Raw genomic sequence first — 11,322 nt, forward strand, 5'->3', positions numbered from 1 at the left:
AAGATCTTTTTTTAAATATTAAATTGACTTAATAATGGACATGTCCTGATGTCATTACCCAAATAGTACCTGCTGCTACTACGATGGCACAAAAGAACGCATATATAATATTAATCAATTGCACTTTTCCTTCGCCCTCTGTTAAATGCATAAACATAAACAGCTGAAGTATCGCCTGAATTACTGCCAATGCCCCAATAATCCACATAATAGTTACTACTGGTAAATCAGTATATTTCACCGCACCAACTGTTGCAAATGTCAGCAATAATGAAACGATGAAACCTGCAATATGACTTACTGGAAACTTTTCATTTTCATGATTTTTCGCCATCTATTACACCATCCTTGCTAAATAAACGAATGTGAAGATAAAAATCCACACTACGTCTAAAAAGTGCCAATATAAGCTGATAATAAATGTTTTACGAGCAGTCGTCGGCGTTAATCCGCGTCTGGCTAATTGAATAATAATAGAAATAGCCCAACCAATACCAATAGTTACGTGAAGTCCATGTGTTCCTAGCAAGACAAAAAAGCTAGATAGGAAGGCACTTGTTTGCATGGTTGCACCTTCATGCACATAATGAATGAACTCATTAATTTCGAAAAATACGAAACCCGCACCCAATAATAAAGTAATGATCAACCATGTAATCAATCCTTTTAAATTATGACGGCGCATATACCAAATCGCTACACCACAGGTGAAACTACTTGTTAATAAAAGCAATGTCTCAATCATGACATCTTTTAATATAAATAAGTCTTTAGGAGTAGGCCCCCCTGCAAAATTATCCTTTAGGGAACCATATGCTGCGAATAAAGTTGCAAATAGTACAACCTCAGCACCTAAGAAGATCCAGAAACCTAGAATATTTAGACGGTTTTGCTCCGTTTGATATTCTAACGGTAAAGATGTATCCACTTTAGCCATTATTTCTCACCTCTCCATGCACGTTCCGTTTTTTTGATAACATCTAATTTCACATGGAAACCTTCATCATAATCAAAGGAACGAATTAATAAACCTACAAATATTCCAATACTACATATAGCAGCTGGGATAAACCATTCAAATACCATAAAGAATCCAACTACAAAGAAAATTGCGCACATATAGATTGGAAGCCATGAATTGCTTGGCATGTGTATCTCTTCCAACTCATCCTCTTTTAAGACTAAGCCTTCTTTGTTCTTTTTCATATACCAGAATGTATCCAATGTTTTTACTTCTGGAAGCTGTGCAAAATTATAAAATTGAACAGGGTTAGCTGTATGCCATTCTAATGTTCTTGCATCCCATGGATCTGTTGAAATATCTCTTTTTGCATAACGAGTACTATAATAAATGTTGTACACTAACACTGCAAAACCAGCTGCTAAAATAAGTGATCCGATTGCTGATAATAAGAACAATGGAGCAAAACCTGATTCTGCTGAGAATGTATAAGAACGTCTAACCGCACCTTTTAGTCCTAGGAAGAACATTGGCATAAATGTTAGGTTAAAACCAATATTAAATAACCAGAAATGCCATCTTCCTAAACGTTCGTTTAATGCATAACCGAACATTTTTGGCCACCAGTAGTAGAATCCAGCAAAAACTGCATATACTACACCTGGAATCAATACATAGTGGAAATGAGCTACCAAGAATAGCGTATTATGGTATTGATAGTCAGCCGCAGCCATCGCAAGCATAACCCCTGTTACCCCACCGATTGTGAAAGTTGGAATAAATGCTAATGACCACATCATTGCTGTTGTAAACTGAATTCGGCCTTTTCGCATTGTAAATAGCCAGTTAAAGATTTTAACACCAGTTGGCACAGCAATCAGCATTGTTGTAATAGAGAATACAGAGTTGACAACTGGACCAGAACCCATTGTATAGAAATGGTGAACCCATACAACAAAACTTAAAATAGCAATACCAACAATAGAAATAATCATAGAATTATAACCATATAGTCGTTTTCTAGAGAATGTGGATATAATTTCAGAGAACATACCGAATGCTGGAAGAACCACGATATAAACCTCTGGATGGCCCCATAGCCAGAATAGGTTATTCCAAAGCATTGCATTTCCTCCACCAGAAATAGTGAAGAAATGTGTACCGAAAAGACGATCAAATGTCATTAACGCCAAAGCTACTGTAAGAATCGGAAAAGCAAAAACAATAATAACGTTTGTAACTAAAACAGTCCATGTAAACATCGGCATTTTTAATAATGTCATGCCTTTAGTACGCATTTTTAAGATCGTCACGATAAAGTTTACACCTGTCATTAATGTACCAATACCAGCTATCTGCAGGGAAATAGCATAGAAGTTATTCCCAACGCCCGGTGTAAATTCTTTACCTGCTAAAGGAAAATAAGATGTCCATCCAGCATCTGGTGAACCACCAATGACAAAGGAAATATTAAATAGCATGGCACCACTAAATGTTAGCCAGAAACTTACTGCATTCAATTGAGGGAATGCTACATCTCGAGCACCGATCTGCAATGGCACTACAACGTTCATTAAACCAATTAAAGCAGGCATAGCCATGAAAAGAATCATGATAACGCCATGTGTTGTAAATACTTCATTGTAATGTTGTGCATTTAAAAATGTTGCATCAGGAACAGCAGTTTGAGCCTTCATCATCAAGCCGTCTACTCCACCACGGAAGAACATTAGCACCGCTACAAGAATGTACATAATACCAATTCTTTTGTGATCAACAGTTGTTATCCATTCATCCCATAAATACTTCCACTTTTTAAAGTATGTTATCCCAACAACAGCACCTATCATACTTAAGATAATACTAATTTGTGCGCCAAGAATTAAGGGATCTCCAGTGATAACAATATCATCCCACTTAATGTTCATCGTGTTCACCTCCATCAGTTTTATTGTCATTTTCGAATGTTTTACCAGGATATCCATGAACGCGATATAAATCTGGGTTTAAGTAATAGTTAGAGTCTCCACCTTTACCATGATCAATCCACTCTAAATGAGTATTAGAGAATGTCATGCGGCCTAGATGAGTTGGTTTTAGTATTTCTTTATATTTATTTTCGGTTAATTTAGGAGCAGTATCTTTTACTTCATCTACCCATTTATCATAATCTTCTTGGGTTTTAGCCTCTACATCAAATTTCATTTCTGCGTAGCCTTGACCATTGAAGTTTGTATTTTGACCTTCATAATTTCCAGGATTGTATGCGACTACATATAAATCTGTTTCTGCACCATACATCGTATACTTTTGGCCAGCTAGTGCAGGAATCCAGAACGATTGCATTGTGCCAGCAGATGTTAATTTAAACTCTACTGGTACACCAGCAGGTATATTTACATAGTTGACTGTCTCAATTCCTTCTTCAGGATAACTGAAAATCCATTTCCAATCGGCAGATGTAACATTGATAACTATTGGATCTTTATCCTTATAGTCCTTCGGAACATCTTCAATTGCATAAATTGTTTTTACAGTTGGGATAGTCAATGCAATAATAATCAAGAACGGAATAACAGTCCACACAATCTCAAGCAATGTGCTTCCATGTTCTTCTGGCGGCTCATAATCTTTATTTTCTGGAGTCGCTCGATATTTCCAAACGATAAAACCAAAAAGCCCAAATACAACTAAGCAAATAATAACCATAAACACAATAGACCAGTTAATCAAGTCCATAATGCTTTCAGCAACAGGGCCTTGTGGATTAAACACGACCATGTTTTCGCACCCACTCAAAAATACAACAAGCAGAATGCTTAAGAGCGATAATAAATAGCCCTTTTTTGACTTCATTTTGTACAGCTCCTTCCAAGTTAGGTTAAATGTTAAAATATTCACAGAATGTTCAAAAACTAGCCATAAAACATTCGCTTTCATAAGGTAAACTATCTATTATTACTACCTGTATGATAATAACACATCTGAAAGTTTGTAAATGTGACAAAAATCGTAAGGATAAATTTTCCAAATAAATTAACAATAAATCACATTTCTTTTCCTAATGAGATAATATCAACTAAATTATTATAGCAGAAGTATTCGCCAAAATCTATTTCCAAAACTAATCCAAAACTATTTTTTCTTTTAAAAAACCTCCATTGGAAAACGCATTCATTTTATTGCAATATTAAATTCCTCCATTTCAGACCGATTATATTCTCTTGCCTCCAGTATAGAAGAAATCATAATTATATTCAAACTATTAAATAACTTGCTGTTATCATTATTTTGCGCTGTTACTTTTCTCACAAATTAAAAAAGAAGAGTAAAAGGCGAGATTCCTTTTACTCTTCTTTTTTAATTGCCTATTATTTCTTTAACTTTTTCTGCCACTTTCTCAGCGTCTTTTTTCATTTCATTGATAACTTCTTTCCATTTAGAGGAATTTTCCATTAAAGTTCCTTCTAATTCTTTCGCTTTTTCTTTTATCTCTTTTTTAGTGTTTTCTACCTTCTGCTTCGTATCTTCCTCATTAGCCAATTGTTGACTTACGGATGAAACACTGAAGTTTTCTGGTTCTACATATTGTACTGCTTGATCCATAATCGTTTTAAATATTGGCACAACATCCCCAGAACTTTTGCTTTCTAGATAATGCTGTTGATCTGTTTTATCATACCCTAGCCACATTGCACCAACTAAATTAGGTGTATAACCGACAAACCATTGATCTTTTGTACCTGTAGCATTAAATGGCAGCTGAGTAGATCCAGTCTTTCCAGCTATTTGAAAACCAGTTACTTGCGCTCCTTGGCCTGTACCTGTTTTGATGACATCCAACAGCATAGATGTCATATTATCTGCCACAGATTTAGATGTTACTTTGGTAGACTTTGGTTTATATTCTGCAATAACTTTACCAGTAGGGCCAACAATTTTTGTGATAAGATGACTTTCCATTCTTACTCCTTCATTAGGAAATGTCGAATATGCTTCCGCCATTTGTAAAGGAGAAACTCCTTTATGCATTCCACCTAGTGCTACACCCAAATATTCATCTTCCTTATCAAGGGGAATGCCAAAACGTTCTAAGGAGTCTAGCCCCTTATCTAATCCGATTTTGTCCAGCAGCCATACTGCTGGCACATTTAAAGATTTCTCTAACGCTTCATACATAGGCACTTCTCCTTGATAAGTCTTTGTAAAGTTTTGGGGTTCATAATCCCCTTTTTTAAATGGCTTATCTTGAAGCTTAGAAGTAACTTTGTACCCTTCCTCTAGAGCAGGTGTATAAACCGCTAATGGTTTTAATGTTGATCCCGGCTGCGCTTTTATTTGAGTCGCCCTATTAAATCCACGGAAAACATGTTCCCCACGTCCTCCTACCAGTCCTCTTATGCCACCTGTCTCAGGATCTAACAATACAGATCCACCTTGCACTAAAGCGTCGTCAGAACTCGAAGGAAATAAATAGTCTCTATCAAATGTTTTTTCTAGAGTAGACTGTAAATTTTGGTCCATTTCTGTATAAATTTCGTATCCTCTTTTTAGCAGTTCATCTTGTGTCAATCCATATAAAGAAATAGCTTCATCTATTACTGCATCTGTGTAATAAGGGTATTCTCTCTTAATGAAAGAGCCTCCACCATCTTCTAAAATGATTTTTTCACCAACTGCCTTTTTATATTCCTTATTTGTAATAATATTTTGTTCCTTCATCTTGCTTAAAACAATATTTCTTCTTTTCATTGCTCCATCATAGTTTTTGTAGGGGTCTAAAGCAGATGGAGCCTGCAATAAACCAGCAAGCAAAGCGGCTTCGCTTATAGAAACATCTTTAATGCTTTTGTTGAAATACTTTTTAGAAGCAGTATCTATCCCCCATGCTCCACTGCCAAAATATACATGATTTAAGTACATTTGCAGGATTTCATCTTTTTTATAATGCTTTTCTATTTCTACAGCCAAAAATAATTCTTCTGCTTTTCTTTTATACGTTTGTTCACTAGAAAGCAGTGCATTTTTAGTCAACTGTTGCGTAATCGTGCTTCCGCCCCCAGTTATTCTTCCTGCAAGTATATTTTTAAAAAATACACGGGCAATACCTTTTATATCAAACCCATTATGTTGATAAAACCTTTCATCTTCAATAGCCACAACTGCTCCTGGCACATAATCTGGCAACTCGCTTATTTCCACGCCTTCTGTACGGTCTGTTTTAATTCTCGTTGCTTCATCCCCATCTTTATCATATATCACCGTAGCCTGGCTAAGACCAGCCTTAAGTGTACTTACGTTTGCCTGGCTCGCCAAATAAGTAAAATACAGAATAGAAAGAAGAATAACAACTAATAGTGCTAAAAGTATGATTTGCGTTATATGTCTTTTTTTCCAAAAAAGGCGAACTTTTTCTATATAAGGTTTTAATTTCTCCATTCAGATGACCTATCCTTTACGTTTAGTTCAGCAACATCTCATATTATGACAATATCCTACATTATAGATAATTTCTATAAAAACTATATTCTCTTTTTTCCAGAAATACAAGAAACAAAATATTAATTTTATTATTTGTAAAACCCTTTCATTTAGTCAAAGCACAGGCATTTATCTTATTTTAGGAGAGTCTCCTTGTTTAACCTTGCAATACCTAGGGAATAGGAATACAAATAATATAAGGACGTGATAAGATGAAAAAATTGGCGCGGAATGTGATCAAATGGGCTCCTATTATTTATCCTATTATCAAAAAGGGCTGGAATCATTATAAAAAAAACAAAATGCGAACTAATATAAAGTCTAGCAGTTAACAGCTATTCTGCAGATACTTGGCCTTGCCTTTTAAAAAAAACTTCAATCTCCGATTATTTCGCTTTTGGTTAAACAACAATACAAGAGCCTTACAAGATTCCCCCAGGTAATGGTTTAATCTTGTAAGGCTCTTAGAATGCAAACTTTTATTTATTGTAAACGGAAACTACCGCTTTTACCAATTCATGATGTTCTTCTAAACCAGACACTTCGCTAAAGGCCTGTAAAACGCCTTTTTCACTGATTAATTGCTGTAATTGAACGGATTCTTGATCATCCTCAGAATAAAAGGATAACGCTGCAGCCATTACATCAACAAGATTGTTTGGAATAACCTTGAACACTTCCAGATATTCTAATGCTGGAGCTACAAGCCGATCATTTTTTCCTAGCTTGCGAAGTGGAGAACGGCCCACTCTCTTGACATCATCGATAATATGAGAATTAGAGAAACGTCCAATAATTTTATAAATATATTGATTATGCTCTTCTGGATTAAAATTATACTTTTCCACTAGCACTTTCCCTGTTTCTTCTAAAACACGCAGTACTTTCTCTTCTAACTCTTTATTGCTAATGGTTTCTGCAATCGTTGTATAGTTTTGTGCATTTCCTAAATAAGCAGTTGCTGCATGGCCTGTATTAACAGTAAATAATTTCCTTTCAATGTAGGCTTGTAAATTATCTACAAAATGCGCTCCTTTAATATCAGGTTTTACTCCTTTTAATTCCATTTCATCCACAACCCACTCACTAAAAGGTTCTACTAAAACATCCAATAAGTTTTCATTGTGCTGATTTGGAACAATTCTATCTACTGCAGAATTTGGAAAACCAATGAACTCTTCTGCCCAAGCTTTTTCTTCTTCATTTAGATTCTCAAAAACAAACTTTTTTAGTTGTGCACTTCCGCCAATCATATTTTCACATGCGATTATATTAAGGTATTTTTGATTTTGTTCTTTTTTTGCTTTTAAACCATCCGCAATTAATGGCGCAATAAATTTAAGGATATTGGGGCCAATAGCAGTTGTCACTAAATCTGCAGATATAATGGCTTCGATGACTTTTTCTGGATTTACCTTGCTATTAATCCCTTTAATATTTGATACAGCAAAAGTATCTTTTTGGTCATTTGCTAAGAAAACATTATATTTGCCAATATTATTAATTGCATCTATAACTTGGTCATTAACGTCTACAAAATTTACTTCATAATTAGATTGATGCAATAAAAGACCAATAAACCCTCTACCTATATTGCCTGCTCCAAAATGAATTGCTTTCATATTAGTTAACCTCGCTTAAAATTTCGATGATTTCCTCTTCCGTTTTTGCTGCCACTAACTTTTCAACATTTTCAACTTCAGAACATACGATAGCGATTTGAGAAAGAATCTCCAAATGTTCGCCATCTTTCCCTGCAATTCCAATAAGTAGTTTCACTATATTTCCGTCGCCGAAATCTACACCATTTGGAACTTGAACAACGGATAGCCCAGAATTCAATACAGCTGTTTTTGCATCGTCCGTACCATGTGGAATCGCTAAAAAATTCCCCATATAAGTAGAAGAAAGCTCTTCTCTTTTTAGCATTGCTTCAATATAATCAGCTGATACATATCCTTGTTCTACTAGTATTTCTCCAGTTTTTTTGATAGCTTCTGTTTTTTCGGATACACTGCTGTTTAAAATAATATTTTCTTTTTTTAAAATAGACATTTTGTTGCCTCCTGATTTGTTTTAATATAGTTATTTAAATATTGATTGCTTATAAAATGTTGTAGCTCTTCTTTATTGCCAGCTTCAAATAGCTTAATGCTTGTTTCTGATTGAATAATTAAAGCGCTTATAAAACTTAGCAGCTCTATTGCTGAATCCTCTATTTGAAGTGGAGCTAACAATAGTAAGATTCTTTTGACTTTTTCCCTTTCGCCATTCATGGCCTTTAATTCTATTTCCTCTGGCAAATCAAACAGATTAAATGACGGCACTGTTACATTTTTATTTCTGGTATGATATAGTGCCATTGACGTTCCTGGAATAGCCAACCCGCCCATATGAGAACGCTCTAACAATGCTTGCATAACATCGTCCACATTATCTATATGCTTTTTATCATGTAATATTTTTAATCCTTTTTCTAATAAAAGAGAAAATGCCTGGATACTTGATTCTTTCCAGTGTTCCATTTCAGCCAGCAGTACGGATAAAATTTGAAATTGCTTTGCCAAATGCTGAAAACGAACAAAAGGCAATGATAGAAACTCTTTATCCCCTGCTGTTTCAGCAACATCCTCTTCGAGCGGCAAGAAGCCCTCTTGATGCAAGAAACCTTTTATTTTATCTATATCCTGCTCCGTTACTATCGGACTAACCAACAGATACTCTTCTCCAATATTATCTAGAGGAATTGTAGAAAGAACAGCATCAAAATCATCAAGGTCTATATTTTTCAATTCAAAAACAGAAGCAGTTTTAATAGGAGCAAGACCAGCAATTTGGTTATATATTTTGGCAGCAAGCATTTTGGATGTACCTATTCCGCTGGAACAAATTATCAGCACTTTAAGCTTTTTAGTCGACCTTTTAGAATTGATTGCAGATCCAAAATGCAATACTAAATAGCCAATCTCTTCTTCCGGAATAGAAATATTCGGAATGGAAAGTACAGCCGCTTCTTTAACTATCTCAAATAATTGTGCGTAGTCACTCTTGATTTTTGGCAAAAGAGGATTAGAGATTTTCATTTTCTGCTTTAATCGATATAATGTTGGCTGAAGATGCGCCAGCAGTCCTTGAAATAAAGACGTATCTTTTAAACTTATATGCAACAAATTTTCCACATTTTTTATCAAATTTTGAACAGTCATCGCAACTTCTACATTTTCATCTCTTATGCCAACATCTTTGTCATACCTGATTTTTGCACCTCTTAGATGCATCGTTATATACCCAATTTCCTCTTCTGGTATATCCACTTCGAATGTGTGCTCAAGACGGAATGCAATCTTGCTTGCAAAATCAAATTCCTTTGTGCTTTTTAATTCCTGCAAATACTCTTTTTGAAGAGCAATATTCTCTCCTCTTTGAATTCTTTCCATTGCCAACGCAAGATGAACAACCAACCCAACGTAGGAACTGTCTGCTAATGGATATGGCAATTCTTCATTAATATCTCCTATAATACTTTCGATTAATATTAATTTGTCTTTTTGCACTAATCCTAACAATCGTTCAGAAATGGAGTCCACTTTATTGCTCGATTTTTTTTGAATATTTTCCTTAACCATTTTAAGAAATTCTGGAACATCAAATCGATCGGAAATCAAACTGCTAATCGCCCTTCTCTTTCCTTCTTCAGTTCCTTCTAATTCAATGCCATAGCCCCTTTTCCGTATAAGTTTTAATCCAAATTCCTCGAGAAAAGGCTCTAACTTATCTAGATCGTTGCTGACTGTAGCGGTTGTTACCCCTAAATCGCTTGCTAATGAGAAAAGTTTGATAGGATCCTTATTATCAAGCAATGCACAAAGTGCAACCATCATTCGTTCATCAGGGGTGTACTCCGTAAAGTCTTGTTTCAAGATAGTGACACGCAGTTGATATATATCACTTTGTGTGCCATTTACCTTTACTCCTACTCCAGCTTTTTTTTGTAATTTGAGATGAAATGTCTTTAAGACATCTTCAATATTTTTCAAGTCCCGATGAACGGTCCTTTCACTAACATTCACAATATCAGCTAATTGTTTTATTGTGGTTTCTATATTTATATTTTCAAGCAAAAACTGCAAAATCAGTCTCTCTCTAGCTGAAACCAGCATGTCTGATCACCCTATTGCCTTGACATAATTTAATTATAATTATGTATGTTAGCACTATCAATCAGTACTAAACATAGTTTTTTCAAATTTAATGTTGCCAAAAGTTTTCTTTTCCGTTATTTCTTTTAATTAAAAGTTCCTTCGAATCTTTTCTATATTGTCCTATTTTTCACATTATTACTATAAACAGTTCTCAATAATAGGCAAATAAAAAATCCAGAGAAAAATTCGCCTCTGGATTTTTTATTGTTTTATTTTAACTCATTTATAATCTCATCATATTTAGGGCTGTTCAAGAAGTTTTCAACAGACACATGATGCGCATTTGGCAACTTTTCAATAGCACGATCTGTTAAATCTTTATGTGTAATAACAAGGTCGGCATCACTTGGAAGGTTTGCAATAGAAGTATTTGCAACATCTATTCCTTCAATTTCTGCTTTTTTCACTTTATTGCGCATGATAGATGCGCCCATCGCACTAGAACCCATACCAGCGTCACATGCGAAAATTATTTTCTTCACTTTTTTATAATCAAATTCTTCGTTATTCTCTACTGCTTTTTCTGTTAAAGAACCTGCTACTGAGCTTTTTTTGCCTTTTAATGCTTCCATTTTTTCCGTAGCTGCAGTGATATTTTCTTCTTCACCTTTGCTTGTTTTCAAAATAAGTGCTGCGATTAGGAAAGATACAATAGTTGCTACAAATACACCAGCTAAC

The 11,322-nt window shown here is 34.9% G+C and carries 8 protein-coding genes and 1 pseudogene; all 9 read right to left on the minus strand.

Annotation, left to right across the window (positions count from 1 at the left end):
• Positions 1-28 precede the first annotated feature (28 nt).
• Positions 29-334: a cytochrome aa3 quinol oxidase subunit IV gene (gene qoxD, locus NCCP28_RS20245; RefSeq protein WP_248563030.1), complete on the minus strand. Its 306-nt coding sequence runs from the start codon at positions 332-334 to the stop codon at positions 29-31.
• A 3-nt stretch (positions 335-337) separates the two neighbouring features.
• Positions 338-937, minus strand: coding sequence for a cytochrome aa3 quinol oxidase subunit III (gene qoxC / locus NCCP28_RS20250; RefSeq protein WP_375709434.1), 600 nt, complete (start codon positions 935-937; stop codon positions 338-340).
• Entirely contained in the window at positions 937-2,889 is a 1,953-nt protein-coding gene (gene qoxB / locus NCCP28_RS20255) for a cytochrome aa3 quinol oxidase subunit I (protein ID WP_248563031.1), read from the minus strand. The genes qoxC and qoxB overlap by 1 nt, the downstream gene beginning before the upstream one ends.
• Positions 2,879-3,817, minus strand: coding sequence for a cytochrome aa3 quinol oxidase subunit II (gene qoxA, locus NCCP28_RS20260; protein WP_248563032.1), 939 nt, complete (start codon positions 3,815-3,817; stop codon positions 2,879-2,881). The genes qoxB and qoxA overlap by 11 nt, the downstream gene beginning before the upstream one ends.
• 504 nt (positions 3,818-4,321) lie before the next feature.
• On the minus strand, positions 4,322-6,400 hold the full coding sequence (locus NCCP28_RS20265; RefSeq protein WP_248563033.1) for a transglycosylase domain-containing protein: 2,079 nt from the start codon (positions 6,398-6,400) through the stop codon (positions 4,322-4,324).
• Between the two features lie 521 nt (positions 6,401-6,921).
• Positions 6,922-8,064, minus strand: a complete 1,143-nt coding sequence (locus NCCP28_RS20270; RefSeq protein ID WP_248563034.1) for a mannitol-1-phosphate 5-dehydrogenase — start codon at positions 8,062-8,064, stop codon at positions 6,922-6,924.
• Position 8,065: 1 nt separating this feature from the next.
• The gene (locus NCCP28_RS20275) at positions 8,066-8,497 is read right to left on the minus strand and encodes a PTS mannitol transporter subunit IIA (RefSeq protein ID WP_248563035.1); all 432 of its coding nucleotides are present in this window, start codon (positions 8,495-8,497) and stop codon (positions 8,066-8,068) included.
• Positions 8,485-10,602 (minus strand): BglG family transcription antiterminator, encoded by a 2,118-nt coding sequence (locus tag NCCP28_RS20280; protein ID WP_248563036.1) that lies wholly within the window; start codon positions 10,600-10,602, stop codon positions 8,485-8,487. The genes NCCP28_RS20275 and NCCP28_RS20280 overlap by 13 nt, the downstream gene beginning before the upstream one ends.
• A 251-nt stretch (positions 10,603-10,853) precedes the next feature.
• Positions 10,854-11,322: pseudogene (locus NCCP28_RS20285) on the minus strand (PTS mannitol transporter subunit IIBC); the annotation flags it as partial.

Source organism: Niallia sp. NCCP-28 (assembly GCF_023168165.1).
Classification (GTDB): domain Bacteria; phylum Bacillota; class Bacilli; order Bacillales; family Cytobacillaceae; genus Niallia.

What these genes read in the sequence shown, in the direction of transcription:
- qoxD (WP_248563030.1), bottom strand. Translation starts at nt 334, where the DNA reads ATGGCGAAAAATCATGAAAATGAAAAGTTTCCAGTAAGTCATATTGCA.
- qoxC (WP_375709434.1), bottom strand. Translation starts at nt 937, where the DNA reads ATGGCTAAAGTGGATACATCTTTACCGTTAGAATATCAAACGGAGCAA.
- qoxB (WP_248563031.1), bottom strand. Translation starts at nt 2,889, where the DNA reads ATGAACATTAAGTGGGATGATATTGTTATCACTGGAGATCCCTTAATT.
- qoxA (WP_248563032.1), bottom strand. Translation starts at nt 3,817, where the DNA reads ATGAAGTCAAAAAAGGGCTATTTATTATCGCTCTTAAGCATTCTGCTT.
- NCCP28_RS20265 (WP_248563033.1), bottom strand. Translation starts at nt 6,400, where the DNA reads ATGGAGAAATTAAAACCTTATATAGAAAAAGTTCGCCTTTTTTGGAAA.
- NCCP28_RS20270 (WP_248563034.1), bottom strand. Translation starts at nt 8,064, where the DNA reads ATGAAAGCAATTCATTTTGGAGCAGGCAATATAGGTAGAGGGTTTATT.
- NCCP28_RS20275 (WP_248563035.1), bottom strand. Translation starts at nt 8,497, where the DNA reads ATGTCTATTTTAAAAAAAGAAAATATTATTTTAAACAGCAGTGTATCC.
- NCCP28_RS20280 (WP_248563036.1), bottom strand. Translation starts at nt 10,602, where the DNA reads ATGCTGGTTTCAGCTAGAGAGAGACTGATTTTGCAGTTTTTGCTTGAA.